The sequence below is a fragment of the Rickettsia peacockii str. Rustic genome, assembly GCF_000021525.1.
GTDB lineage: Bacteria > Pseudomonadota > Alphaproteobacteria > Rickettsiales > Rickettsiaceae > Rickettsia > Rickettsia rickettsii.
The window spans coordinates 387391-413754 of sequence record NC_012730.1 but is presented as its reverse complement, the minus strand read 5'-3'; the positions used below and the strand labels follow the sequence as shown (position 1 = coordinate 413754).

Sequence of the window (26364 nt, the reverse complement as noted above, 5' to 3'; positions counted from 1 at the left end):
GACTCCTTAAAATCGATATCTTGAAAAGTGGAGTGCAGTACATCTATTCCGGTCGCTTTTGTAGCTCATTTAACCATTTCGGTTGAACCGTCAAAAGCAGTAACTTGATATCTTTGACTTAAAAAATATTTTGTATCACGACCAACTCCGCAACCTGCATCTAAAATATGAGCCTGTTCAGGTAAATAGCTAGTAAATGCTTTATAGTTATCAGACAAATCTGCATTGATTGTTCTGCTATAAAACTCTTGAGCGTTATTATTATAATATTGTATATTTTTCCCAACTATTAGTATATTTATACTCACCAAACAATAACATTCAAATAGAAAATACATATAATTTCTATTATATATTAGACTTCTTTTCGAACTCGCTTATAGGGAGGCATTTGGAGGAAACACGGAACGCAGCACCGCAGCGTATAAAAAAGTACGTGAGGATGCGAGTACCGGATTGACGTACAAATTACCCTTAGAAGTAGAGTTCCAAAAGAAGTCTATTGACTATTAGACTTAAAAATGGTCTACTTATCAAGAATAAGGCTTAAGGTTTATATGATAAAAAAAATAATATTTGGAATAGCTATTTTCCTTAGTACAAGCTGCTTTGCCAATAGTACAACTTCTGACGGCTCAAAAAAAGATGCAGCAAAAACTAACGATGTTACAACACAAAAAATTATAGATGATTTTTCTGCTTACGCCGGTACTATAAAACCGGAAGTACGGGAGGAAATACAAAAATATAGAGTAGCAATAGTCAAGATTAATAAGAAGAAACGTGAACTATATAACAGGCTTTCCAAAGAGGCTCAAAATTTTTTAGCAGAGCAACAAAAATATAAACAAAAACTATCTATCTCTAAGCTACCGGTAGAAAACGACCAAAAGAATAATACTGCTGATTCTAATGATAATAAGAGCAAAGATACAAAATAAATTACTTTTCTTAGCCGTTATTGTGCGAGTCAAAAATCGTCATTGCGAGCAGCCGTAGGCTGTGGCGGCAATCTCATGAAATAATAACAAACTCCTGAGATTGCTTCGTCAATTGCTACGCAATGTCCTCGCAATGACTGATAAACCTATCCATACAACAACTCCGCTTTTTAGCTAGATTTCATAAATCTGCTCTACTACACCATCAAGACCCATTAAAAAAGTATAAACTTTTAATTGGGGGAATTTTTCTTTTATTATATCACGGGCCTTGTTTAAAATTGCTGCATGTGCTGCCGTTTCTTTTTCCTTGGTATTTAGCTGTTCCTGACCTATAAGTATTTTATAAGCTCCACATTCTCTATGATCAAGAAAAACAATTTGTTTTATGTTATGTAATTCTTGCAAAATCTCAATAGTATCTTCTATTGTTTTTCCCCAATAAGTATATTTGTCGTTAATAAGAGCAAGCGATGCACCGGGCAGTGATACTTTATCAAAATTATCTTCTAATCCTAATTGCTTCATTAATTTATCTGTTTCGTCTATTAATCTAAAATCTACACAACTAATTAAAAGAGTAGAAGCTTCATTTAATGTTTTTAAATATTCATTACTTACTTCTACCTTTACAACTTTCTTATTGGCAATTATATCATTGTTAGCAGCGTAAAGATTTAAACTAGACACCATAATAAACCCTAAAATTATATATTTTACATGTATCATAAAATTCTCCTATTTAAAAATATTTCTTACAGGCTTTAAAATAAGAATAACCTGTAATGATTGTTAAAAAAGCGGCAATCCATAAAATTATTTCCCCTACTATATCTAAATAAATAATTCCTGAACCTTTTGAGCCTAGTATCAATATCGATAAAGCAAACATTTGTAAAAACGTTTTTACCTTAGCAAGTCTCGATACAGGCACACTAACCTTTACTAGAGCTAAAAATTCCCGAAGACCGCTAACTAAAAATTCTCGTGCTAAAATTAATAAGCAAGGTATCTCATCTACATTATCTTTTTTTAGTAGCATGATAATAACGCAACCTACAAGTAGCTTATCTGCTATAGGGTCAAACATCTTGCCGAAACTTGTAACTAAATTATATTTTCTTGCAATATAACCGTCAAAAAAATCCGTAATACTAGCTAAAACAAATAATAATGCCCCAAGTGTACGTGCAAGTGAATTATTTATATAAAATACCAGTATAATAACTGGAATTACCATTATTCGAGCAATAGTTAGATAATTAGGTAAATTTTTATCTATTCTCATTAATTAATTAAATTTATTAATATAATATTGTTGAATGATGGATAGAATATTATTCCAAGACCAATATATTAAAAGTCCCACAGGAAAACTACTAAACATAAATAAAAAAATTAGCGGCATAAATTTCATTACTTGAGCTTGCATCGGATCCGCAGGTTCAGGACTCATTTTTTGCTGTAAGAACATAGTAATAGCCATTAAAATAGGCCATGCTCCAATCATTAAAAATGACGGCGGCGAGAACGGTAATAAGCCGAATAAATTAAAAATAGTAGTAGGGTCAGGTGCAGATAAGTCTTTAATCCAGCCATAAAACGGTGCTTGCCGCATTTCAATAGTTACATACAATACTTTATAAATGGAGAAAAATACCGGAATTTGAACAAGTATAGGTAAACAACCAGCTACCGGATTTACTTTTTCTTTTTTATATAAAGCCATAATTTCTTGATTTAAACGTGCTTTATCATCACTGTATAAATTTTTTATCCTATCGATTTCCGGCTGTAAATTTTTCATTTTTTTCATCGAACGATAAGACTTATTGGCTAAAGTAAACATTAATAGCTTAATTATAACCGTAACAATTAATATACTAACACCGAAATTACCGACATAGCCATAGAAAAAATTCATGGCGTAGAAAACCGGTTTGGTAATTATATAGAACCAGCCGAAATCAATAGCTCTATCAAATAATTTAATATCATATTGCTTTTCATATTTATCAAGCAAGTCTACTTTTTTTGCTCCAGCAAAAATTCTGCTTTTAATTGAAAAATTTTCGCCGGGCTTTATTATTTGTACCGGTGAAATAAAATCTACCTGATATCTTTCAGTCCCTTGCTTAAGAGCATAATTAAAATTCGAGCTGTAATTACTTGATTTATCCGGAATCAAGGAAGATAACCAATATTTATCGGTAATTCCTATCCAGTCAACCTTACTTGCTGCAAATTTTTCACTTTTCTTATCTTTAATATCATCATAAGAATATTCTTTAAGATTCTCGTCTATACACCCGATAGGTCCTTGATGTAATATATTCACCGCTTTCTCTACGGCAATATATTTACGATTTATTAAACCGTAAGATTGCACAGGAAGTTCTTTATCACTATTATTAACGATGGTTTGCTCTATAGTAAATAAATAGTTTTCATCGACAGTAATAGTAACTAAAAATTTAACTCCGTCTTCATTAACCCAAAATAAATGCACAGGTTTTTCAGGGCTTAATATTTCACTATCACTATTCCATATAGTATCGTTGTTAGGGAGTTTTACACTAGATAAATTACTAACTAAACCAACTTCAGCAAAATATGCATTTTCTGTATTAGCCGGTGAAAATAATCTCACTTCAGGACTATTTTTAGATAAATCTTGTTTATATTTCTTTAATATTAAATCATCAAATCTAAGTCCTTTTAATGAAACAGAACCGGTAAGTGATTCAGATTCTATTTTAATACGCTGTACTTGACTTTCTTCTTGCACAACAATACCAGTTGCAGGTTCGACTAAAGCTTTTAACTGTTGTTTCTTTAAATTTTCTGCTTTCTGCACTGCTATTTGCTGTTGCTGTTTTTTTTGTTCAGGTTTTACAACAAAATACTGCCAACCGAAAATTATACTTAAAGACAGTATAATAGCGGCTATTAAATTAATTATATTATTATTCATTCCTAGGTCTTAAATTTTAATATTTTTAAAGCTTTAAGTTTTAAAGCATTTAGAGCAAATAATCAAGTAGTATAATATACTTCTTTGCTTTCAAAAGTAGTGAATATCCAAGCTGAAAGACAACTTCCATCTTGGATACAAATTTAATTTATTTTTTTATTTTTACTACTTTTCATTTTACTTCGGATATATTATACCACTCCTACATTCTGAAATATTTTTAATTTAAATTCAGGAAGTATAGAAATGAAATGTTCAGAAATATTGTCCTGTATATTTTCATAACCTACTAAATTTACTTCTTTAACAAAGATATATATTTCTATAGGCAACCCATTAATCGTAGGTTCAAGCTGTCTTACTAGAAAAGTAAACCCTTCGGTATAAACTGCTGGATTATTTTTTAGATATTCCTGAATATATAATTTGAATAGTTTAATGTTGGTTAAATCTTTCTCTTCTTTATCAAGAGTGATTTTATCTATTACATCCTTTGATATATAAGGAGATTTTTTTAGTGCTTTTAAAATAGTAGCATCACAGAAGTTAATAGTTGCCATATTAATATTAAATACTCTCTTTACCCTTCTTGCTCTTGATTCACTAATTCCTCTATAATTAGTTACGTTAGAATTTAAAATGCTGTAAGTAGGAACTGTGGAAATAGATTGGTCAAAATTCCTAATTGTTACTACGGAAATAGTAATTTTTTCAACTGTTCCTTCAATTGCGCCTATACGTACCCAGTCTCCAATATTAATAATTTCTTGAGTAGTTAGTTGCAAGCTTGCAAGTAATCCTAAAACGGTATCTTTGAAAACAAATGTTAAAAGAGCTGCGGCTGCACCTAAGCTTGTTAAGAATGTACTAAGCGAAATATTTAATATATATGAAATAGTTACCATTGCTGCAATAACTATGACAATAATTTTTAATATTTGAAAATATAAGCTAAGCGGTGCATTTTTTGTAACGGCTTTGATTCTATTGTGATACAGATCTGCAAAAGCATCTATAAGCGTTAATAATAACATCGTCACAGATATACCAGTATATAAGATTACTATAGTATCTTTGATTCCCAGTAATACATGTGCTTTAAAAGAAGTAGGATGAAAAATCTTTCCCCAACATACAAAGTAAAGTGCTAATAAAGTATGTAATAAATAACGAAATATAGGATATTTTTTTATCCTTTCATAATCATCATAATGATGTCTAGTTAAATAATTTTTTACCGGAATAAAAATTAATCTTTTAATTAGAAATATCACCGGTATAAGAGATACTAACATAACAAACAATAATACTAACTCAGTACTTGAGGTATGATATAGATCCATTAAATATTGCATATTTTACCTATCATTATTATTATAAATATAAATCTTTTTTATTATTACTAAGAATTTTATTTTTATCAATAATTTTAACTCAAAAGAATTTGGTATTGCTAAGCAAATATAGATACTGTCATTGCAAAGCCACGAAGCAGCTGCGGCAACCCATAAAAATAATAAAAAACTGAATTGCCTAGTCAATTACTTACGTAATTTTCCGTAACTCAGACGTTAAATGAATTAAATAACTTATTTATCTATGACATTTCCTAATATCAATCCAATTATTTTCTCTATAGGTCCACTTGCTATCTCTTGGTATTCTCTTTCATATGTAATAGGAATTTTGCTAGGCTGGTTCTATGCAAATAAAATTATAGAAAAATTTAAGCCTCAAATTACCAAAAAAAATCTAGAAGATTTCATTACTTATGCCGTTATAGGCATAATAGTCGGAGGCAGACTAGGGTTTGTTTTATTATATAACCCTTCTAGATATTTTTCAAATCCAATAGATATCTTAAAAACTTATGAAGGCGGGATGTCTTTCCATGGCGGAGCTTTAGGGGGGATTATTGCTGCTTATTTGTTTTGCCGAAAATATAAAATTAATTTTTTAAGTTTCACGGATATAATAGCCCCTGTAGTACCTATCGGATTATTTTTAGGTAGAATTGCTAATTTTATTAACGGCGAACTATACGGACGTATTACAAATGCTTCTTTTGGTATGATTTTTCCGAATAGCGATTTGATGCCAAGACATCCTAGTCAATTATATGAAGCTTTTTTTGAAGGTTTAGTATTATTTAGTATCTTAGCACATGCAACATTTAAGCACAAAACTCTTAAAAAGTGCGGTTTAAACTCAGGAATATTTTTCACATTTTACGGTCTTTTCCGAATCACTATTGAAATATTTAGAGAACCCGACATACAAATCGGGTTTATTTTAGATAGCTTAACTATGGGACAAATTTTATCCGTACCTATGTTACTTTTAGGAAGTTATTTAATATGTCAATCGAATCCAAAATAAGACAATTAATTGATCAAAACGGTTATATTACTTGCGATGTCCTCATGCAGGAGGTATTAAACTTAAATCCTACTTCCTATTATAAGCAAGTAAAATCATTAGCTAATGAAGGTGACTTTGTTACGGCTCCTGAAATTTCACAGCTATTCGGTGAAATTATCGGCTTATGGTGTATCAGAGAGTGGCAAAGAATTGGCTGCCCAAAAAGTCTTAGTTTAGTAGAGCTTGGTCCTGGTCGAGGTCTATTAATGCGTGATTTACTACGTACTGCAAAATTAGTACCGGAATTTTATAAAGCCTTATCAATTGAACTAATAGAAATTAATAAAAATTTTATTGCTTATCAAAAGGCTAATTTACAAGATATTAATTTACCGATTAGTCATCAATCATTTGTAGAAGATATACCAAAAAAACCTACTATAATAATAGCTAACGAATTCTTTGATGCTATACCGATAAAGCAATATATTAAAGTCAAGGAATTATGGTATGAAAGAATATTTGTAGTGCAGCCGGTAGACGAAAGAATTAAATACGATAAAATAAGCGTTAATAAGCAATTACAAGAATATCTGCTGTGTACTCATATTGAAGCAAAAGACGGGGCAGTACTTGAAGAATCTTATAAATCGATAGAAATTATAAAATTTATAGCGCAGCATCTAAAAAGACTAAGCGGCAGTGGCTTAATAATAGATTACGGCTATGATATAGCTCCGAATGGTAGAACTAGATATCAATATAATCAAACATTACAAGCGGTTAAAAACCATAAATATTGCCCCACCCTTGAAAATCTTGGAGAAGCTGATTTATCGGCACATGTGGATTTTTATGCATTAAAGACGGTAGCTAAAAACAGCAAAATAAACGTAATAGATACAATATCGCAACGAGATTTTTTAATAGAAAATGGAATCTTATTACGTAAACAAACATTGCAAGACAAGCTTAATGATAGACATCTTGCCAAATTCGCTTATAGAGAGGAATTTAAAGGAGACACGAAACGCAGCACCGCAGCGTACACTTTAGTACGTGAGGATGCGAGTATCGGATCGACGTATAAATTACCTCTAGAAGTAGAGTTTGGCAAGATGTATGAGCAGGCACAAATAATAGAAAGACAGGTAGAAAGACTAATATCACCGAAACAAATGGGAGAATTATTTAAAGTATTACAAATTATGAATTAATTTAGGTTTTGTGGACATTTCTAAAAAGATTTAATTTTGGCTATTTGTTGCTGCAAATTATAAGATTTTTTTGAAATATGACTAACTATTCCGCAAAAATCTTATTAATTTTTGTTACAAAATACCTCAAAATAGCAAATCAACTAGAAATGTCCACAAAAAAACCTAGGTTCTGAGTCTTGATTATAAATGGACAACTTAAGTCCCCTTCTTCACATTTCAGCATGGCTTCAAATTCTTTTTTATACGCTCTTCGGTTTTTCCTATAAGATGTAAGACACATAAGCAGTATCATTGGATATACGGAACCGCCATAAACCCCAAAACCTCGAAATTCACAATCAGCATCTCGGTACTTAATCCATAAATTTGGGGATTTTTTAAGTAAATTAACTTGTTCTCGTTTGTCTGAAATATTGTTTTAATATTTCTTGGTATATTTCTTATCAACTTTCTTATATTCTGCAGCGACACAATAATTCATGTCACCTTGTGTCATGGTATTATTACAATCAACAGAAAATAATTGCTTTTTTCATTATTTTATCATTTTTAAAAATAATTAATTAAGAATCACACACCGTGACGTTCTGCAATTAAACTTTTTATTTTACCGATAGCTTTAGCAGGATTTAAGCCTTTCGGGCAGGTCTTAGTACAGTTCATAATCGTATGACAACGGTAAAGCTTAAATGGGTCTTCTAAAGCTTCAAGACGTTCACCGGTATTATCATCCCTTGAATCGGCAATCCATCTATATGCTTGTAGTAAAATCGCAGGACCCAAATATTTATCACCGTTCCACCAATAGCTAGGACAAGAAGTAGAACAGCAAGCACATAATATACACTCATATAAACCGTCAAGCTTTTCTCGGTCTTTAATCGACTGTAACCTTTCAGAGTTTGAAGGGGTAGGGCTATCGGTTTTGAGCCAAGGTTCTATAGATTCGTATTGTGCATAAAAATGCGACATATCAGGTACTAAATCTTTCACTACTTTCATATGAGGAAGCGGATAGATTTTGATATCGCCTGATATATCTTCTATTGGTTTTATGCATGCTAAAGTATTTGTACCGTCAATATTCATTGCACAACTACCGCAAATTCCTTCCCGACAAGAACGCCTAAAAGTTAAAGTAGAATCGATTTCGTTTTTGATTTTAATTAAAGCATCTAAAACCATCGGTCCGGTTTTGCTTAAATCTATCTCAAAACTATCGATAGTAGGATTCTTATCAAGATTAGGATCATACCTATAAATTTTTATCTTTCTAGGTTTAAGCATTTCCCCTTGTTCTTTATGCTCTCTACCTTTTTTTACTACTGAATTTGGCGGTAACCTTAACTCTGCCATTTTAAGTACTCTCTTAAAATTTATTTTTAGAACTATACAAAATAATTAGCTAATTCACAATCTTTCATACCTGTTACGTGGATGACATTAATGTCTCTAGGTTGCCATGCTACTTACAGTTACTCACAAGGTATTGCCAGCGTGGATACCGATGTCATTCCCGCTTCTGCGGGAATGACATCAAGAGCATTTACTGGTCCACGCAACAATGCCTACTCACAATGACGATATTTATAGTTAGCAATCCATATACGAAGATCAACTTCAAAAAGAGCCAGGAGTTCACAAGACGAGGAACGCAGCGTATACTTAATACGTGAGTACCGCAGTACTTGTAGAACGACTTAGCCAATTTTGAAGTTGATCGAGTATATTCCATTATCCATTAAACTGCTCTTTTATTGAGTCATATATATTTTATAATCTCATCTAATTTTTTAGTTTCAATTACGCTGCCATTATTAATATTCAGAATATTTTTAACATTCTCAAGCAATAATATATAGGGTTTGTGATATTGTACTATTCTGATTATTTCATACAAAAGTCTACATCTCCTATACCAAGCCTCTTACCTGAAATACTAAAAGATTGGCAAGGAAAACCGGCACATAAAATATCATGTTTAGGGATTTTGGTTTCTGATATTTCCGTAATATCACCGTATGGCTTATCACCGAAATTTCTTTTATATGCTTCTTGTACGTCTTTGTCTATGAAAAAACACATTCAAGACCCTTTATTTCCAAGGCTTTTCTAAAACCACCGATACCACAAAATAAATCTATAAATTTATACATAAATTATACTACTAAACTTAGGAAGCGTAATTTTCTTTTTTAGCTTTAGTTATTTTTGTTTTCTCAGGTGATTTTTCTTTATCTATTTTTATAGTAGATGAATCATTAAAAGGAAATTTATTCTCCTCTTCTGAATCTAAAACTCTACCACTAAGTAAATTTTTAATTTGCTGACCGGACAATGTCTCATATTCAATTAAAGCATTTGCTAAGGTATGAAGTTGATCTATATGTTTTGTTAAAATATCTTTTGCAAATTCATATCCTTGCGTAATAATTCTTTTAACTTCAGCATCAATTAACTCTGCAGTAGCTTCCGAGGTTTCATTATTAGGTTGTCTACCATACATATCGTCACCACTTGAACCGTGAAATATCGGTCCTATTAAATCACTTAAACCTGCTTTTGTAACCATCGCTCTGGCAATATTAGTTGCACCTTTTATATCCGACGAAGCTCCTGAGGTAACTTTATTTCTACCGAAAATAATTTCCTCCGCTACTCTTCCTGCCATATAAACTGCTATAGATGATTCCATCTGTTCACGATTCTGAGAATATTCATCAGTTTCAGGAAGTCTTTGCACCATCCCAAGAGCATTACCACGCGGTATAATCGTAGCCTTATGAATAGGTGATGCTGCAGGACAATAAAGTCCTACTAATGCATGTCCGCCTTCATGATATGCAGTCAACCTTTTTTCTTTCTCCGACATTGCAATGGAGCGACGTGCAACTCCCATCAGCACCTTATCTTTTGCCTCTTCCATGTCGTGCATATCTACTTCTTTCTTACCAAGCCTTGCAGCAATAAGAGCAGCTTCATTAACTAAGTTAGCAAGTTCAGCACCGGAAAAGCCCGGGGTACCGCGAGCAATAATTCGTGCTAGTACCGTACTATTATATTTAATTTTCTTTAAATGTACTTTTAGAATTTGCTCACGACCGTTTATATCAGGGTTTGCAACGGCAATTTGACGATCAAACCTACCGGGACGCAGTAATGCACGATCAAGAACGTCAGGACGGTTTGTAGCTGCAATGATCACAACTCCCTCGTTTGTTTCAAATCCATCCATTTCGACTAACATTTGGTTTAAGGTTTGCTCACGTTCATCATTGCCGCCACCCATACCGATACCTCTATGGCGACCTACCGCATCAATTTCATCGATAAAGATAATACAAGGAGCATTACGTTTACCCTGTTCAAACATGTCACGCACACGGCTTGCACCGACACCTACAAACATTTCAACAAAATCAGAGCCGGATATGCTAAAAAACGGAACATTAGCCTCACCTGCAATTGCTTTAGCAAGAAGTGTCTTACCGGTTCCGGGAGGACCTATAAGTAAGCAGCCTTTCGGTATTTTACCACCAAGCTTTTGGAACTTGCTTGGATCCCTTAAAAAATCTACTATTTCAGTTAATTCTTCTTTTGCTTCATCGATACCTGCTACATCTTTAAAGGTAATTTTTGGTCCTTTATCTGATAGCAACCTAGCTTTAGATTTTCCAAACCCCATGGCTTTCCCACCTCCATGCATTTGACGCATGAAAAAAAACCAAACACCTATCAATAAAAGCATAGGAAACCAAGAAATTAAAAAGCCTAAAAAGGTATTCATTCTTGTTTCAAGAGGCACTACTTCAATATTAACGTCATTGCTAGTAAGACGATTTACTAAATCAGGATAATCAGGAGCATAAGTATTAAAAGTAGAGCCGTCATTTGAAGTGCCTTCAATTACTCTACCCTGAATTTTTACCGAATTAACGGTCTTTTCATCAACTCGTGTTAAAAAATCCGAGAAAGTTATATTATTTCTTCCACCAAGTAAACCGTCAGATTGGAACACATTAAAAAGTAATATTACAAAAATAAAAAGTGCTGCCCAAGCTAAAATACTTCTACCTTGATTATTCATCGATATAAAACCTAATAAAAATTTTTATTGGTATAAGAGAGGTCTGTAAATAAATTTTAACTATAAAATTTATTTACAGATAACCTCTTAAATACCGGTGTTAGCAAAAATGGGTGAAACGAGATACAAAATTTGGAGAAAAAGATACTTCAAAGTTCCACATGTCGTTATCATAATATGATATATGTGGTATTGCTATAACTTTTTCAAGTATTTTAATGATAGGTAAGGTCAATAAAACTGCATTGTGGTTTTTGCAAGATAGATTTTTCAAAGGTTCTAAATCTAATTGTTTCTTTATTATTTTATAATCTTTTAACGATAGATGAGTTACAAAACAATTTGGAGTTTCTTGATTTTTTGTGATACAAAATCTATTATCCCAAATAACGGATTTATCTAGTAATATTTTACTCTCAGGCAATTTTTTGCCGAATTCCCTGTATATAAGTAACTCGTTTTGTATGCGCTTAATTATACAGCCATGAAGTGTATTCTTAAAGTTTACGTCTTGAGTAATTAATTTCAAAATAGGTTCTACCGAATAAAAACGAGCTGCTCTAGATTGTCCACTAATTATTATCAGTAAAAAATTAATTATTTGTACTTTCACCTCATTTGAAAACTTATCAAATTTAACTAAATCAAGAAAAGCAAAGCCATATTCAAAAATCTTGACCGCTTCAGCTATCGCCGATATTAATTCAGGCTTAAACTCGTTTTCTATACGTTTGTTGGTTTTAAGTTGTTGTGAGATTATTGCGGCTTTAGACATCTTTCCACACTTCGCTTCTAGAGATAATTTAGACGCCGTTCCGGTACTCGCATCCTCACGTGGCATTGTTGCGTGGATCAATTTTACCTCTGTCATCCCGTGGCTTGACCACGGGATCCAGTTAAAAATACTAAAATTATTAGTACTTTTTATTGTCTTTACCGTGGTCAAGCCACGGGATGACACAGTGAGTTTTACCGGTCCACGCAACAATGCCTCCTCACCTACGCTTGTGTACGCTGCGGTGCTGCGTTCCGTGTCTCCTTTAAATTCCTCTCTATAAACTGGTTTGGAAAAATGTCTAATATAATCTGCACCTTTAGCTAATTTTTGCCTAATAACATTTCGTCTATATTTATCAGATGAATTTGACTCATCTTCAAACCATTTTATATTATGACTGACTAAATATTCTACTAATTCACTTTTTGGAATATTATATAGCGGTCTAATTATGTGTATATTATTATACCAATTGATATTACTGCTACTAAGTCCAAATATACCGCTATTACGCTCTAATCTTAAACAAAAATTTTCTACGTAATCATCTTCATGGTGAGCAGTTAAAAGTACTAATATATCGAGTTCTAGACATAGATTGGTCATCAAATCATAGCGTCCTTCTCTTGCTCTTTCTTGTAAATTGGAAAAATTATTTTGATGGTCAAAAGATAAACTATAATGCTTGCGATTTAGACTATTACTGATATTTTGGATATAATGGGTCTCTTGCTTCGACTGTTCCCGTAAGTTATGATCAACCGATATAACAAATAATTCTATATTATTTTTCTCTGCCCAAATATTAGCAAGATAAAGAAGTGCTACCGAATCGCTCCCACCAGATACTGCAATCGACATTTTAGATAAGCCAAAATTACCTATTAGATTATTGATATTATACTCAAATTTTTCATATAGCATGGTTGAAAAATGTTAGTATTGTTTGTAAAGTGTTTGGATATTGTGGTCAAACTTAGTAGTATGTCATTTCCGCGTAGGCGGGACGTTGTTGCATGGCTCTTATGTCATTCCTGCGAAAGCAGGAATCCAGAAAAAAAGTATAAATACAGCAAATTCTTGAAATTAAAAGCTCGATTTATCTCGCTTTATGCTGGATGCCCGCCTACGCGGGAATGACATCGAGCAAGTTTCTCAATCCATACAACAATGCTCTACTTTTGCAATGGTAACAAAAAACTACACAATTAGATGATAAAAAAAATTTATGCTGACTCAGCTAAATCTTCTGAAGTTTCAGTCTTTTGTTCGCGTAAATAATCTTGTGCTTCTGATTCTGATCTTGCAACAATAACCGTAACTATAGCATTAAGCTCTGCATGGAGTCTTATTTCAACTGTATAAATTCCGGTAGATTTAATTTGTTTATCAAGAATAATATTTGAATGAGAAATATTATAAGATATATTTTCAGATAATTTATCGGCTATTTCTTTATTAGTAACCGAACCGAAAAGTTTACCGTCATTTGATGTTTGACGGATAAAAACTAATTGTTGATCTTTAATAAGAGCATTAATTTTTTCTACTTCTTCTCTTATTTGCTTATCTTTTGCTTCAAATTCGTGTTTTTGTTTAACTATTAGCTCTTTATTAGGCTCAGTAGCTCTAATAGCTAATTTTTGCGGTAAAAGATAATTACGACCAAACCCGTCTGCTACTTTGAGTATGTCGCCAATTTTACCTAATTTTCTTACGGGTTTTATTAATATAATTTCCATGTATTATGCCTTTATTTAGCTTGAAATACAAAAGGTAATAACGCTAAAATTCTTGCAATTTTAATAGCATTATTTAGCTTTCTTTGTTTCTTTGCACAAACATTTGTGATCCTGCTTGGTAACATTCTACCGCCTTCAGAGACAAATTTTATTAAAAGCTCAGGGTTTTTATAATCAATAACAGGTGCATTAGACACAGAAAGAGGGCATCCTTTACGTCTTCTGAAAAATACTTTTTTAGCAGTTTTATCTCCTACCTTGTGAGCAGCTGTTTCACTAGCATTATTACTTTTTAACATTCTTTAACCTTAATTCTTACAAATTTAATTATTAATCGTTACGTCAATTACCGGAGCATTCTCTGTACTTTGATTTTTTAATATCGGTGAAGGTTCACTACTAATTGAATCTGCTTGAATTGTAAGAAATCTAATGATATTTTCGTTAAGCTTCATTTTTCTTTCTAGCTCTTCTTTTACATTACCAGTAATATCTAGACCTAAAAAATAATAATGTCCTTTTTTGTTATTACCGATTTTGTAAGCTAAAGTTCTTAACCCCCAATATTCTTTTTTTATGATAGTGCCATTATTATCTTTAATAATTTTAGCAAAATCATCAACGATTTTATCTATATCGTTTAATGATACGTCTTGACGTATAATAAAAACTGACTCATAAAAGCTCATGATATATAAGAATCTCCAACAAACAAACTTTAAAATAAAGCTATTTATAGCAACTAAAACTATTAAATTCAAGTATTATCTTTAAAAAATTATTATTTCTTTGTTTCTTTTTATAAAAAGTTTGCTATAAACCCTAATAAATTAGAAAATTATTACAAAAATTTTTAATTATTTACTAAATATTAATGAAGATTAATTCAGTGTTTGATGAGCTATTACCTGAAGTTTTAATTATAGAAGAAAAAAATAAAAAAGTGTTAATATTTCTTTAAGTAATGATATAAGAGAGAGCAGGATTTAATATAATTAGGGCTTCAACTCTAGAAAAAGCATTAACTTATTTTTTTAGTCAGCTGCTTGTTATCATGATTATTAGTGCAGAATTACAAGAAAATCCTTTAATAACAATAAATAACTAACAGAAATAGACGATAACGTGCTATTTTTTTATAAGCCCTTCTTATCTGAGCAAATAGTAGGTACTTTAAAGAGCTTATTGAGACGTTTCAAGTCAGTTGTACAAGATAATATTATTAAATTTAAGAATCTAAATATTGATTTAAATACTGAAAAAGTATACAAAGACGGACTGAATATTCCTCTAGGTCCTACTGAGTTTAAAATTTTACAACTTTTTTTTCAGGTTCCAAATGAAGTATTTTTGCGTCAAGAAATAATAAAATATTTATAGGAAAGTGAAGAGACCTTTAATGAACGTCTCATAGGTGTTCATATAAATAGGATTAGAGAGGTCTTAGGGAAAGACAATTTAATTATTACAACCGTTCGTTTATCGGTTATTGTCTAAATAAGGATAACTAGAATTTTATTGTCAAAATTTTCTTTGTATTTATGCATTAAGTATGTTAATATCTATTAATATTGATGTATAATATAATTAAGATTTTATTCGTTGCCGATTTATATATTTTATAACTAAAAACTGTAAATTTTATGTTAAGTAAACTAAATAAGTCCGCTTTATTTGCTTTAATATTTTATCCTATTTTTATTATATCTCTTGTAGTTAAATATTCGTTTGATTATGGAATAGGGCTAACTGAAGTTATTTTTATAATTGCTAGTTATTATATTAATAATATTACCGTTGGGATCGGTTTGCATAGGTTATGGTCTCATAATGCCTATAAAATAAATAAATATGCCGAGTTTGTCTTAATTATGCTGTCTGCAGGAACATTACAAGGACCAGCTTTATCTTGGGCATCGAATCATTATAAACATCATAGATATACGGATCAAGACCAAGATCCGCATACTCCTTTAAAATTTGATAATAAATTTTTAGGCTTTATGTGGTCTCATATAGGATGGATGCTAGTCGGAAGCGGTAGCTATAAGTCTATTGATCGCATTACTTGGGCTAAGCACGGGAAAAACAATTTATTAAAATGGCAGCTAAAATATTATTGGCAAATAGCAGCTTTTATGAATATTGTCGTGCCTTTATTTATCGGTTACTTAGTCGGTGGTACTATGCAATCGGCATATGCAGGATTTTTATTTATGGGGCTCGGTAGATTCCTACAGCAGCAAGCAACCTTCTGCGTTAATTCTTTATGCCACTTTGCCGGTAGTAAAAAATATTACAAAGGCACTGCCGGAGATATTTGGTGGATGGCATTATTCTTACTCGGTGAAAATTGGCATAATTACCATCATGCTTTTCCTTCAGATTATCGTAACGGTGCAAAATGGTATCATTTGGACATTCACAAATGGATAATATTTTTAATGAGTAAAATCGGTTTAGCTTCAGAACTTGAACGTACTACAAAAGTACGTATACAGGCAAAAATGCAAGAAACTTTAAGCTATCTTAGTGAAAAACAAAAGCAAAAATTGACTTTAATGCAAACTAAAATAGATCATTTATTAGAAAATCTATGCTTAAAAATTAAAGAGCTTGAAGAATCATCTATTACTATCAAAGAACAATTTAAAAAATCTTTTGTAGAAATACAAGAATCACTTAAAAATTTAGCGGAGCAAGTAAGTGCTGCAACGCAAATAACAGAAAAATCTTCGGAAAAACTATTAAAAATAGTTAATAAAAAAATTATTGATGCCGAACAATCTATTTATAAGCTGTATAATCAATTAAATACCTTAAAGGTATCTAATTAGGCATTATTAAATAAAGATAGATATCGTGATTGCAAGCGGGTGTTGGTGTTGTCACATGGGTCCTGTTATGTCATGCCCGCCTACGCGGGAATGACATCGGTATCCACGTGGACAACACCTTCTCACAATGACGCAAACTATCATTTTTTACCTAACAACGCCTCTAATTAGTTTCAATTTGAATGATAAAAATTTTAGGTATAGAATCAAGCTGTGATGATACAGCTGTTTCTATAATCACCGAAAATCGAGAAATCTTATCTAATATAATCATTTCACAAAATACAGAACATGCAGTTTTTGGAGGGGTAGTACCTGAAATTGCTGCACGTTCTCACTTATCGCATCTAGATAAAGCATTAAAAAATGTTTTAAAAGAAAGCAACACTAAATTAACGGACATTAGTACAATTGCTGCAACTTCCGGTCCAGGTTTAATCGGCGGTGTTATAGTTGGCTCAATGTTTGCAAGATCACTAAGCAGTGCTTTAAAAAAACCCTTTATTGCAATTAATCATTTAGAAGGTCATGCTTTAACCGCAAGACTAACCGATAATATTCCTTATCCTTATTTACTCTTGTTAGCTTCAGGCGGACATTGCCAATTTGTAGCAGTTTTAGGTCTCGGAAAATATAAAATACTAGGATCTACTATAGATGATGCCGTAGGCGAAGCCTTTGACAAGGTAGCCAAAATGCTAAACTTAGCTTTTCCCGGAGGACCTGAAATTGAGAAAAGAGCAAAACTTGGCGATCCTCATAAATATAAATTTCCAAAACCTATAATTAACAGCGGTAATTGCAATATGTCCTTTTCAGGACTTAAAACTGCCGTGCGTACTTTAATAATAAATTTAAAGGAAATTAATGACACTGTAATCAATGATATAGCGGCAAGTTTTCAATTTACTATAGGAGAAATTCTAAGTAGTAAGGTACAAGATGCTATTAGAGCATATGAACAAATAACAAATAATTTTGATAAGAAGAATATAGTTATTGCCGGCGGTGTCGCTGCTAATAAATATTTACAAAAAATATTAAGTAGCTGTGCTAAAACATATGGTTATCGGCTTATTTATCCACCTATCCACTTATGCACCGATAATGCTGCAATGATTGCATATGCAGGACTTGAGCGTTACAATAATAAGTTATTTACTCCTTTGAATTTCTGTCCAAAAGCTAGGTGGAGTTTAGAGGATATTAGTAATTAAAATTTATTTACTGATATCCTCTAAGAAGAAATATAATTTTTTAATATTGACACTTCTTAATTTAGTAGTATAATATGTAATTACCATGAAACATGGCAATTACGTATATAAAAAAGAGGTAAGTTTATGAGCAATAGCAATTATGAAAACATATACAAAGCATTTAATTGTTTTTCAGAAGCAACCAATTCTGCCTATTCAGCCGTAAATACTTTTTTAGAACTACCTAATGTATTTAATAAATATCCTACTGTTATTTCTTTAATTTTTTCTAAAACAGCAACATTAGACTCTAATATAACCAATATAATTAAAAACGGTGTTATTATATATGAGATATCAACAGCCTTAATAGGGGCCGTAAATACTTTTTATAAAGATAAAAAACTAGTCGATAAAATATTAAAAGACGGACAGAATGCTATTGATAAGCTTATTGAAACAACAACCTATTTATCGCCAATAGTTACAGATATTACAAATTCTTACTTAGTTGATCCGTATAAAGAAGAAAAAGCACTATTATTTGACTTACAAATTCCTAACTCTACTAGTAGTGATTATTATAAATTATCAGGTACTGAAAGTATAACATTAGCTGAAATTGAATATTATTAATACTAATTTATAGAATTTTTTTATTACTTTTTCTAGATGACCATACTCCTTTTAGTTATGGTCTTGTTGCATTGCTCGTTTTGTGTCATTCCCGCTTCCGCAGGAATGACATCAAACGTGTTTTTTGAGCTATGCAACAAATCTTTTAATAGCTCGCAATGACAAAATCAATAATTATTAAACAGTGCCTTTAACAAGAATAGTGGATTATGCGATAATTCGTTATTCGGAAAAAATTAATCAACTCATTGTTACCTTCAATTCTTTATCCTTTGCATTTATTTTAATCGTTTTACCGCTACTTATTTCGCCTGCTAAAATCATTTTGGCTAAATTATTTTGTATTTCCCGCTGGATAAGACGTTTTAAGGGTCTTGCTCCAAAGCTTGGATCATAACCTTTTTCGGCTAAATAATTTAATGCAGATTCATCAAATTCAAGAATAATATTTTGTGCTAGTAAAATTTTCTTTAAACTTTCAAGCTGTATCTTAACTATATCATGAATATTATTACAATTTAGGCGATGGAATAATATAATCTCGTCTAATCTGTTTAAAAACTCAGGTTTAAATACTGCTTTTACATATTCCATAACCTCATCCTTTACTTTATATGTATCTTCGTCCTCTTTCTGATTAACGAGTATCTCAGCACCTAAATTAGACGTTAAAACTATTATAGTATTCTTAAAATCAACCGTTATACCTTGACTATCTGTTAATCTTCCCTCATCAAGTATTTGCAGCATAATATTAAATATGTCGGGATGGGCTTTTTCAACCTCATCAAATAATATTACCTGATAAGGACGGCGTCTTACTGCCTCCGTCAACACTCCGCCTTGATCATATCCGATATAGCCGGGAGGAGCTCCTATCAAGCGAGAAATAGCGTGCTTCTCCATATATTCCGACATATCTATACGAAGTATTGCATTACGGTCATCAAAAAGAAAACCAGCTAAGGCTTTGGTAAGCTCGGTTTTACCGACTCCGGTCGGTCCTAAGAATAAGAACGAACCAAGCGGGCGGTTAATATCTTGAATCCCTGCACGTGATCTTCTTACCGCATCACTAACACCTTTAATTGCCTTATCCTGCCCTATTACCGATTCTCGTAATTTCTGCTCCATCACAAGCAGACGCTCACGTTCACTTGATAGCATCGTATCAATTGGAATACCAGTAATACGAGAGATAATACTTGCTATATCACTTTCCGATACAATTTCTTTTAACAGCCCTTTATTATCCATACTTTCGGCTTCCTGAATCTTTTTCATAATCTCAGGTATAATTCCGTATTTTAGCTCACTAGCTTTAGCGAGATTAGCATCACGTTCGGCACGTTCAAGCTCGTTTCGGCTACGGTCTAGTTCTTCTTTGAGCTTTTGTGTTTGCTGTAGTTTAGACTTTTCAGCTTGCCATTTAGCTCCCATATCATAGGATTTAGACTCTAATTTTTCTAATGCTGTAGTTAAATGCTCTATTTTCTTTTTAGAATGTTCGTCATTTTCGTTTTTAAGTGCTGCAAGCTCTATTTTTATCTGAATAATACGACGGTCCAGCTCATCAAGCTCTTCTGGTTTACTTGATAGCTCTATTTTCATACGGCTACAAGCTTCATCAATCAAATCAATAGCTTTATCAGGTAAATAACGATCGGTAATATAACGGTTTGATAACGTCGCTGCTGCAACTATTGCACTATCGGAAATTCGCACTGCATGATGCAGCTCATATTTTTCTTTAATTCCTCTAAGTATTGATATAGTATCCTCAACCGTCGGCTCACTCACGTAAACAGGCTGAAAACGACGAGCAAGTGCCGCATCTTTCTCGATATATTTACGATATTCATCTAGAGTAGTAGCACCGATACAATGCAGCTCACCACGAGCAAGCATCGGCTTTAGTAAATTCGAGGCATCCATAGCACCGTCGGTTTTTCCCGTACCGACTAATAGATGCAATTCATCGATAAATAAAATAATTTCACCGCTTGATTCTTTGATTTCGCTAAGCACTGCTTTAAGACGCTCTTCAAATTCGCCTCGATATTTAGCTCCCGCTATTAAAGCTCCCATATCAAGCTCAATAATACGGCAATTAATAAGCGATTCAGGTACGTCCTTACTAAATATTCGTTGTGCAAGCCCCTCTATTATAGCAGTTTTACCGACTCCAGGTTCTCCAATCAATACAGGATTATTTTTCATACGTCGTGATAGTACCTGCACCGTTCTTCTTATTTCTTCATCACGTCCGATTATCGGATCAAGCTTACCGCTTTCGGCAAGCTCTGTTACGTCTCTGCCGTATTTCTTTAAAGCATCGTAACTATTTTCTGCCGATTCGGTATCTGCTTTTTTGCCTTTACGAAACTGTAAAATAGCTGTTGCTATTTTTTTATTATTAATTCCATTATTCGTTAAAATTTTACCGGCTATAGTATTATCATAAGTTAATGCTTCAAATATACGCTCTATGGTTACAAAGCTATCCCCACTGTTTTTAGCAATGCTACTAGCTTTTTCTAAAACTTTAAGAGCTTCAGCAGAAGAATAAACTTGTCCCCCTCCCTCAACCTGAACTTTTGGGATTTTATTTAGTTCTAGCTGAACTTGATCTTTTAATAAGTTTATATTACCGCCGGTATTATTAATAAGGGTTTGAATTATACCTGTTTCTTCACTTAAAAGACTAGATAATAAATGCAAAGGTAATATTTGCTGATGATCATTTTTAGCAGCAAGTGATTGGCTACTAGCTATCACTGATTTAGCATGTGCAGTAAATTTATCAATATTCATATAAATAATATATTTTAATTAATAAAGTTAAATATTTTTAACTAGACTATTTTTATATAATAATTTTTAATTAAAATAACAAGAGATGCACAACTACATATAGAATTTTATAATGCTTTCATCATTAAAAAAACAATTTGATAACGATAAGGAGTTTTTATTAAATCATACAAAAGAATTTTTAACCACACCCGGAATAGGCGTTACTTTAGAAACAAATAGAGCGAAAATTGAAGGGAAAAACGGTGAAACTCCAATATTAATACGTGACGGTCGTAACAATCCCAATGAAAAAATTGTTTTAGGCACTAAATTGTAGAAGTCAAGATTTGATCTTACAGACACTATAAATTTTGCACCTGATTGTCAGTTACATTTTGACTGTCAGAGACGTATTCAAGATACAAGATTTCATTATTCTTTTCAACAGCTAATTTTCTACTATCCTTAAAAGTTTGCATAGGAGTTTTTCCATAACAATATTTTCCTGAATGTGGTCGCTCATTATTGAAATGCTCTAACCAAATATCAAGATCTAATTGTAAATCATCAAGATCTGTATAAATCTTTTTCCGCATAGCTGTATAAAAGAATTCTTGTTTCATGGTTTTATTAAAACGCTCACACATACCATTTGTTTGGGGAGAATATGTCTTAGTTGTAGTATGCTCTATACCTTCGATACTTAGAAACAACTCAAAAGCATGATGCTCTATATTCCCCTTATATTCTGACCCACGATCTGTAAGAATACGAAGTATTGGTATCCCTTGGGTCTCGTACCATGGTAACACGCGGTCATTAAGCATATCAGCAGCAGTTAAAGCTGTTTTATCAGTATATAGTTTAGCATCAGCTACCCTAGTATAGCTATCAATAAATACCTGAGAATAAACCTTACCTATACCTTTGAAATTACCTACATAATACGTATCCTGACATCCTAGATAACCTGGATGCTGCGTCTCAGTTTCTCCATGAGCTTCTCTTTCATTACGACGCTCCTCTAGCACTTGTAATTGAGATTCAGTAAGAACAATACCATCCTGAGCCATCTTTGCTTCTAATGCTTTAAGCCTTTTACTGATATTGTTTAAATCATTACGTAACCAAATTGATCGCACTCCTCCAGGCGATACAAGTATACCGCTCTTCTTAAGCTCATTTGATACTCTTAGCTGACCATATGCTGGATATTCTATTGCCATATCCATTACTGCTTTCTCTATCGCTGGATCAACTCTATTCGCTATTATTGGCTTTCTTCGACTAATTTCATATAATGCCTCTTCGCCACCAGTTTCATACAGTGCTTTAAATCTGTAATAACTATCTCTACTATAGCCCATCGCTTTACATGCTGATGATATGCTACCAAGACTCTTAGCTAGTTCTAGTAACCCTATTTTTGGCTTTATTATTTTTTGATTTAAGTTCATTTTTCATCTCCATTTAATAATTAATTTATTTTACTAAATGTAAGATATAATCTCAACTATTACACAGGCAAAAAGCTTGACTTTATGCTGCATTCGCTGTTTGATTCATTCGTAAAGTTGTCAAAAATTGAGGAATGGCTCCCCGGGCCGGACTCGAACCAGCGACCGAACGGTTAACAGCCGTTTGCTCTACCACTAAGCTACCGAGGAACATTAGAAGCATCTGGAAGATTCAGATACTTCCTTATAACAAATCTTTATTATAACGTCTAGCGTTTTCTTTATATAAAATAAAAAAGTTTTATTCATCACCTATTTTTAAAGCTGCAATAAACGCAGATTGCGGAATTTCGATATTACCGTACTGTCTCATTCTCTTTTTACCTGCTTTTTGTTTCTCAAGTAATTTACGTTTACGACTTATATCACCGCCGTAACATTTAGATAACACATCTTTACGTAGGGCTTTAATAGTCTCACGAGCGATAATACGACTACCTATACTTGCTTGAATTGCTATATCAATCTGCTGTCTCGGTATTAAATCCTTTAACCTTACGCATAATGCCCTCCCCCTTTGCTCGGCACGTGAGCGGTGTACGATTGTGGATAGTGCATCAACCACCTCTGCGTTAACCAAAATCCCAAGCTTAACAAGTTCGGAAGGTTCATAAACATCCATTTGCCATTCAAAACTTGCATAACCTTTAGAACAGCTTTTTAAACGATCGTAGAAATCGTAAACTATCTCATTTAGCGGTAATTTATAAATTATTTTAGCCCTATTTGCTATATAGCTATGATCAAGCTGCATCCCTCTCTTTTCCGTACAAAGCGATAGTACCGCACCTAAAAACTCATCAGGTACCATTATAGTTGCCTTAATCCAAGGCTCTTCCATTGATTCGATTTTTTGTAAATCAGGCAAATCTGCTGGGTTATGTATCTCTAAGTTCTCACCGTCCCGCATATGAATTTTATACACCACGCTTGGAGCGGTAGTGATTAAATCTAAATCGAATTCCCTACTTAAACGTTCTTGGATTATCTCTAAATGTAACAGCCCTAAAAAGCCGCATCTAAAACCTACTCCGAGTGCCGAAGAACTTTCCATTTCATACTCAAAACTAGCATCATTAAGGCGTAATTTAGCCAGTGAATCCTTTAGATGCTCAAATTCCGAGCTATCCGTTGGATAAAGACCACAAAACACTACGGGTAAGTTTGGTTTAAAACCCGGTAGAGCTTGCTCACAAGGCTTTTTTTCATCAGTGATAGTATCCCCAACTTTACAATCCGCTACTTGCTTTATAGCCGCAGTAAAGAAGCCGATTGCGCCTGCATGCAGAACATCCGAAATATGTTTTTTCGGAGTAAAATAGCCAACATTCTCAACGTTATAAACTGAGTTAGTAGCCATCATTTTAATACGCATATTCTTACGTAAGTAGCCATCAATAACACGTACTAAAATAACCACTCCAAGATATGGGTCATACCAACTATCAACAAGCAAAGCTTTCAAAATATCAGAACTACTTTCTTTTGGCGGAGGTAATTTATTTACTATAGCCTCTAAAACTAAATCAATTCCTATACCGCTTTTAGCAGAGATTAGCACAGCCTCACTTGTATCGATTCCGATTATATCCTCTATTTGCTGCTTAACCTGTTCAGGTTCTGACGCCGGTAGGTCAAGCTTGTTAAGCACCAGTACAATCTCATGATCATTCTCGATTGCTTGGTAAACATTGGTAAGCGTTTGTGCTTCTACTCCTTGCGTACTATCAACTACCAATAACGAGCCTTCACAAGCAGCAAGTGACCTACTAACTTCATAAGCAAAATCGACATGCCCGGGAGTGTCCATTAGATTCAAATAGTAGGTGTTACCGTCTTTAGCTTTATATACAAGCCGCACGGTTTGTGCCTTAATAGTTATACCTCTCTCTTTTTCAATATCCATCGAATCTAGCACTTGCTGGCTCATTTCCCTAGCCTGCAAGCCGCCGCAATGTTCAATTAACCTGTCGGCTAACGTAGATTTACCGTGATCAATATGGGCAATTATTGAGAAGTTCCTTATATATTTTTGATGATTCATAATTATTGTGATATAATTTGCATTTGTTTATTGTCTGTTATCCCGCGATCAAGTCGCAGAATGACACTAAACCACGATAATATATAACAAAATCGAAATTTATAACAGGAAAAAATAATGCGAGCTGAAATAGAAAATTATGTAAAAAAAATTGAGCAGTCTTTAGAACTACTTTGGAGGTCACTTTGACGTTGAAGCATCAACTGAAAGACTGAACGCGTTAGAAGAGTTAACAGCCGATCCTAGTTTATGGAATGATCAGGCTAATGCTCAAAAATTACTGCGAGAAAAAAGTAATCTAGAAGAAAAACTAAACGCTTTTAATAAACTCAAATCCAATTTAAAAGATGCTTTAGAACTTGAAGAAATGGCTGAAGCCGAAAACGATTTAGAAACACTTTCACAAATTGAACAGGACTTAAAAAATTTAAGCATCATTGCTGCCAAATTTGAAACGGAATGTTTGTTTTCAGGTGAAGCAGACGGTAATAATTGCTTTTTAGAGATTAATGCTGGAGCCGGGGGAACTGAAAGCCATGACTGGGCGTCTATTATGATGCGTATGTATTTGCGTTTTGCCGAAAGACTCGGCTTTAAAACCGAAATAATCAATATGATTAACGGCGAAGAGGCAGGCATTAAATCATGCACGATTAGGATAATAGGAAAGCGTGCTTACGGCTGGTTTAAGACCGAAGCTGGCGTTCACAGATTAGTGCGTATTTCTCCGTTTAATGCAGCCGGTAAAAGAATGACTAGCTTTGCAAGTAGCTGGGTATATCCCGAAATTGATGATAATATAGCAATTATTATTGAGGATAAAGATTTAAGAATCGATACTTTTAGAGCATCGGGAGCCGGCGGGCAGCACGTTAATACTACCGATTCAGCTGTACGTATCACTCATATACCGACCGGTATGGTAACACAATGCCAAAGCGATAGATCGCAGCATAAAAATAAAGCTCAAGCTATGAAAATGCTTCAAGCCAAACTCTATGAGCTTGAAATGCAAAAACGTACTGATAGCGTTAACGAGCAGAATGCCGCTAAAACCGATAATAGCTGGGGACATCAAATTAGATCATATGTTTTGCAACCTTATCAAATGGTAAAAGATTTACGTACCGATTATGAAACTTCCGATACTAAAGGAGTGCTTGACGGTGACCTTGAAGAATTTGTTTCCGCAAACCTTGCTATGAATGCGGGTGGTAAGAAGTAGTGAAAAT

General features: G+C 33.1%; 23 protein-coding genes, 1 tRNA gene and 2 pseudogenes. 9 read left to right on the top strand and 17 right to left on the bottom strand.

Annotation, left to right across the window (positions count from 1 at the left end; translation table 11 throughout):
* Positions 1-65: 65 nt before the first annotated feature.
* Positions 66-338, bottom strand: a complete 273-nt coding sequence (locus RPR_RS02530) for a class I SAM-dependent methyltransferase (protein ID WP_085065632.1) — start codon at positions 336-338, stop codon at positions 66-68.
* Positions 339-357: 19 nt separating this feature from the next.
* Between RPR_RS02530 and RPR_RS08020 the strand changes: the two are divergent.
* Positions 358-507, top strand: a pseudogene (locus tag RPR_RS08020) (palindromic element RPE1 domain-containing protein); the annotation flags it as partial.
* A 50-nt stretch (positions 508-557) separates the two neighbouring features.
* On the top strand, positions 558-941 hold the full coding sequence (locus tag RPR_RS02525; protein WP_012736585.1) for a hypothetical protein: 384 nt from the start codon (positions 558-560) through the stop codon (positions 939-941).
* A 174-nt stretch (positions 942-1115) separates the two neighbouring features.
* Here RPR_RS02525 and RPR_RS02520 read toward each other — a convergent pair whose 3' ends face one another.
* The 4 genes from RPR_RS02520 to RPR_RS02505 form a co-directional block, all read right to left on the bottom strand.
* Positions 1116-1670 (bottom strand): carbonic anhydrase, encoded by a 555-nt coding sequence (locus tag RPR_RS02520; RefSeq protein ID WP_012736584.1) that lies wholly within the window; start codon positions 1668-1670, stop codon positions 1116-1118.
* 13 nt (positions 1671-1683) lie between these two features.
* A complete protein-coding gene (pgsA, locus tag RPR_RS02515; protein ID WP_010976760.1) occupies positions 1684-2229 on the bottom strand; it encodes a CDP-diacylglycerol--glycerol-3-phosphate 3-phosphatidyltransferase in 546 nt (181 codons plus the stop codon).
* Positions 2230-2232: 3 nt separating this feature from the next.
* The gene (yidC, locus tag RPR_RS02510) at positions 2233-3915 is read right to left on the bottom strand and encodes a membrane protein insertase YidC (protein WP_012736583.1); all 1683 of its coding nucleotides are present in this window, start codon (positions 3913-3915) and stop codon (positions 2233-2235) included.
* Between the two features lie 191 nt (positions 3916-4106).
* A complete protein-coding gene (locus tag RPR_RS02505) occupies positions 4107-5270 on the bottom strand; it encodes a mechanosensitive ion channel family protein (protein ID WP_012736582.1) in 1164 nt (387 codons plus the stop codon).
* 244 nt (positions 5271-5514) lie between these two features.
* Between RPR_RS02505 and lgt the strand changes: the two genes are divergently transcribed.
* Together lgt and RPR_RS02490 are read left to right on the top strand one after the other, a co-directional pair.
* A complete protein-coding gene (gene lgt, locus RPR_RS02495) occupies positions 5515-6294 on the top strand; it encodes a prolipoprotein diacylglyceryl transferase (RefSeq protein ID WP_012736581.1) in 780 nt (259 codons plus the stop codon).
* Entirely contained in the window at positions 6273-7493 is a 1221-nt protein-coding gene (locus RPR_RS02490) for a class I SAM-dependent methyltransferase (RefSeq protein ID WP_012736580.1), read from the top strand. Before lgt ends, RPR_RS02490 begins: the two co-directional genes overlap by 22 nt.
* Positions 7494-7632: 139 nt before the next feature.
* Here the strand turns inward: RPR_RS02490 and RPR_RS02485 are convergent, their stop codons facing one another.
* The 8 genes and pseudogenes from RPR_RS02485 to rpsF all read right to left on the bottom strand — a co-directional run bounded on the left by RPR_RS02485 (position 7633) and on the right by rpsF (position 14792).
* Positions 7633-7854: a hypothetical protein gene (locus RPR_RS02485; protein WP_266105330.1), complete on the bottom strand. Its 222-nt coding sequence runs from the start codon at positions 7852-7854 to the stop codon at positions 7633-7635.
* A gap of 212 nt (positions 7855-8066) precedes the next feature.
* On the bottom strand, positions 8067-8852 hold the full coding sequence (locus RPR_RS02480) for a succinate dehydrogenase iron-sulfur subunit (RefSeq protein ID WP_012736579.1): 786 nt from the start codon (positions 8850-8852) through the stop codon (positions 8067-8069).
* 406 nt (positions 8853-9258) lie between these two features.
* Positions 9259-9652: pseudogene (locus RPR_RS08950) on the bottom strand (DNA cytosine methyltransferase).
* A 17-nt stretch (positions 9653-9669) separates the two neighbouring features.
* Entirely contained in the window at positions 9670-11583 is a 1914-nt protein-coding gene (gene ftsH / locus RPR_RS02460; RefSeq protein ID WP_012736578.1) for an ATP-dependent zinc metalloprotease FtsH, read from the bottom strand.
* A 100-nt stretch (positions 11584-11683) separates the two neighbouring features.
* Positions 11684-13285, bottom strand: coding sequence for a tRNA lysidine(34) synthetase TilS (tilS, locus tag RPR_RS02455; protein ID WP_012736577.1), 1602 nt, complete (start codon positions 13283-13285; stop codon positions 11684-11686).
* 302 nt (positions 13286-13587) lie between these two features.
* Positions 13588-14103, bottom strand: a complete 516-nt coding sequence (gene rplI / locus RPR_RS02450) for a 50S ribosomal protein L9 (RefSeq protein WP_004996862.1) — start codon at positions 14101-14103, stop codon at positions 13588-13590.
* 11 nt (positions 14104-14114) lie between these two features.
* The gene (gene rpsR, locus RPR_RS02445) at positions 14115-14402 is read right to left on the bottom strand and encodes a 30S ribosomal protein S18 (protein WP_012736576.1); all 288 of its coding nucleotides are present in this window, start codon (positions 14400-14402) and stop codon (positions 14115-14117) included.
* A gap of 24 nt (positions 14403-14426) precedes the next feature.
* Complete coding sequence (rpsF, locus tag RPR_RS02440) at positions 14427-14792, bottom strand: 30S ribosomal protein S6 (RefSeq protein WP_012150292.1); 366 nt, start codon at positions 14790-14792, stop codon at positions 14427-14429.
* Positions 14793-15746: 954 nt separating this feature from the next.
* On the opposite strand from rpsF, the gene RPR_RS02430 reads away from it, so the two are divergent.
* The 3 genes from RPR_RS02430 to RPR_RS02420 all read left to right on the top strand — a co-directional run bounded on the left by RPR_RS02430 (position 15747) and on the right by RPR_RS02420 (position 18775).
* Positions 15747-16940: a fatty acid desaturase gene (locus RPR_RS02430; protein ID WP_012736575.1), complete on the top strand. Its 1194-nt coding sequence runs from the start codon at positions 15747-15749 to the stop codon at positions 16938-16940.
* Positions 16941-17122: 182 nt separating this feature from the next.
* Positions 17123-18157 (top strand): tRNA (adenosine(37)-N6)-threonylcarbamoyltransferase complex transferase subunit TsaD, encoded by a 1035-nt coding sequence (gene tsaD, locus RPR_RS02425; RefSeq protein ID WP_012736574.1) that lies wholly within the window; start codon positions 17123-17125, stop codon positions 18155-18157.
* Between the two features lie 126 nt (positions 18158-18283).
* Positions 18284-18775, top strand: coding sequence for a DUF5424 family protein (locus tag RPR_RS02420; protein ID WP_012736573.1), 492 nt, complete (start codon positions 18284-18286; stop codon positions 18773-18775).
* 240 nt (positions 18776-19015) lie between these two features.
* Here the strand turns inward: RPR_RS02420 and clpB are convergent, their stop codons facing one another.
* Positions 19016-21589, bottom strand: coding sequence for an ATP-dependent chaperone ClpB (gene clpB / locus RPR_RS02415; RefSeq protein ID WP_012736572.1), 2574 nt, complete (start codon positions 21587-21589; stop codon positions 19016-19018).
* A 112-nt stretch (positions 21590-21701) separates the two neighbouring features.
* Here clpB and RPR_RS02410 point away from each other — a divergent pair, with 112 nt between their 5' ends.
* Positions 21702-21908: a hypothetical protein gene (locus RPR_RS02410; protein ID WP_228368882.1), complete on the top strand. Its 207-nt coding sequence runs from the start codon at positions 21702-21704 to the stop codon at positions 21906-21908.
* Between the two features lie 25 nt (positions 21909-21933).
* Here RPR_RS02410 and RPR_RS02405 read toward each other — a convergent pair whose 3' ends face one another.
* The 3 genes from RPR_RS02405 to lepA all read right to left on the bottom strand — a co-directional run bounded on the left by RPR_RS02405 (position 21934) and on the right by lepA (position 25132).
* Entirely contained in the window at positions 21934-23028 is a 1095-nt protein-coding gene (locus RPR_RS02405; protein ID WP_012736545.1) for an IS481-like element ISRpe1 family transposase, read from the bottom strand.
* Between the two features lie 135 nt (positions 23029-23163).
* Positions 23164-23238 (bottom strand) — tRNA-Asn (locus tag RPR_RS02400).
* A gap of 91 nt (positions 23239-23329) precedes the next feature.
* Positions 23330-25132 (bottom strand): translation elongation factor 4, encoded by a 1803-nt coding sequence (gene lepA / locus RPR_RS02395; protein WP_012736571.1) that lies wholly within the window; start codon positions 25130-25132, stop codon positions 23330-23332.
* A gap of 117 nt (positions 25133-25249) precedes the next feature.
* On the opposite strand from lepA, the gene prfB reads away from it, so the two are divergent.
* Positions 25250-26357 (top strand): peptide chain release factor 2 gene (prfB, locus tag RPR_RS02390; RefSeq protein WP_146603327.1). Its coding sequence is split into 2 segments (ribosomal slippage): positions 25250-25318 and positions 25320-26357, totalling 1107 coding nucleotides; the frame shifts between segments, so codons are not numbered across the junction.
* Positions 26358-26364 lie beyond the last annotated feature (7 nt).

Coding starts and splice junctions, on each gene's coding strand:
- RPR_RS02530 (WP_085065632.1), bottom strand. CDS start 338: ATGTATTTTCTATTTGAATGTTATTGTTTGGTGAGTATAAATATACTA.
- RPR_RS02525 (WP_012736585.1), top strand. CDS start 558: ATGATAAAAAAAATAATATTTGGAATAGCTATTTTCCTTAGTACAAGC.
- RPR_RS02520 (WP_012736584.1), bottom strand. CDS start 1,670: ATGATACATGTAAAATATATAATTTTAGGGTTTATTATGGTGTCTAGT.
- pgsA (WP_010976760.1), bottom strand. CDS start 2,229: ATGAGAATAGATAAAAATTTACCTAATTATCTAACTATTGCTCGAATA.
- yidC (WP_012736583.1), bottom strand. CDS start 3,915: ATGAATAATAATATAATTAATTTAATAGCCGCTATTATACTGTCTTTA.
- RPR_RS02505 (WP_012736582.1), bottom strand. CDS start 5,270: ATGCAATATTTAATGGATCTATATCATACCTCAAGTACTGAGTTAGTA.
- lgt (WP_012736581.1), top strand. CDS start 5,515: ATGACATTTCCTAATATCAATCCAATTATTTTCTCTATAGGTCCACTT.
- RPR_RS02490 (WP_012736580.1), top strand. CDS start 6,273: ATGTCAATCGAATCCAAAATAAGACAATTAATTGATCAAAACGGTTAT.
- RPR_RS02480 (WP_012736579.1), bottom strand. CDS start 8,852: ATGGCAGAGTTAAGGTTACCGCCAAATTCAGTAGTAAAAAAAGGTAGA.
- ftsH (WP_012736578.1), bottom strand. CDS start 11,583: ATGAATAATCAAGGTAGAAGTATTTTAGCTTGGGCAGCACTTTTTATT.
- tilS (WP_012736577.1), bottom strand. CDS start 13,285: ATGCTATATGAAAAATTTGAGTATAATATCAATAATCTAATAGGTAAT.
- rplI (WP_004996862.1), bottom strand. CDS start 14,103: ATGGAAATTATATTAATAAAACCCGTAAGAAAATTAGGTAAAATTGGC.
- rpsR (WP_012736576.1), bottom strand. CDS start 14,402: ATGTTAAAAAGTAATAATGCTAGTGAAACAGCTGCTCACAAGGTAGGA.
- rpsF (WP_012150292.1), bottom strand. CDS start 14,792: ATGAGCTTTTATGAGTCAGTTTTTATTATACGTCAAGACGTATCATTA.
- RPR_RS02430 (WP_012736575.1), top strand. CDS start 15,747: ATGTTAAGTAAACTAAATAAGTCCGCTTTATTTGCTTTAATATTTTAT.
- tsaD (WP_012736574.1), top strand. CDS start 17,123: ATGATAAAAATTTTAGGTATAGAATCAAGCTGTGATGATACAGCTGTT.
- RPR_RS02420 (WP_012736573.1), top strand. CDS start 18,284: ATGAGCAATAGCAATTATGAAAACATATACAAAGCATTTAATTGTTTT.
- clpB (WP_012736572.1), bottom strand. CDS start 21,589: ATGAATATTGATAAATTTACTGCACATGCTAAATCAGTGATAGCTAGT.
- RPR_RS02410 (WP_228368882.1), top strand. CDS start 21,702: ATGCTTTCATCATTAAAAAAACAATTTGATAACGATAAGGAGTTTTTA.
- RPR_RS02405 (WP_012736545.1), bottom strand. CDS start 23,028: ATGAACTTAAATCAAAAAATAATAAAGCCAAAAATAGGGTTACTAGAA.
- lepA (WP_012736571.1), bottom strand. CDS start 25,132: ATGAATCATCAAAAATATATAAGGAACTTCTCAATAATTGCCCATATT.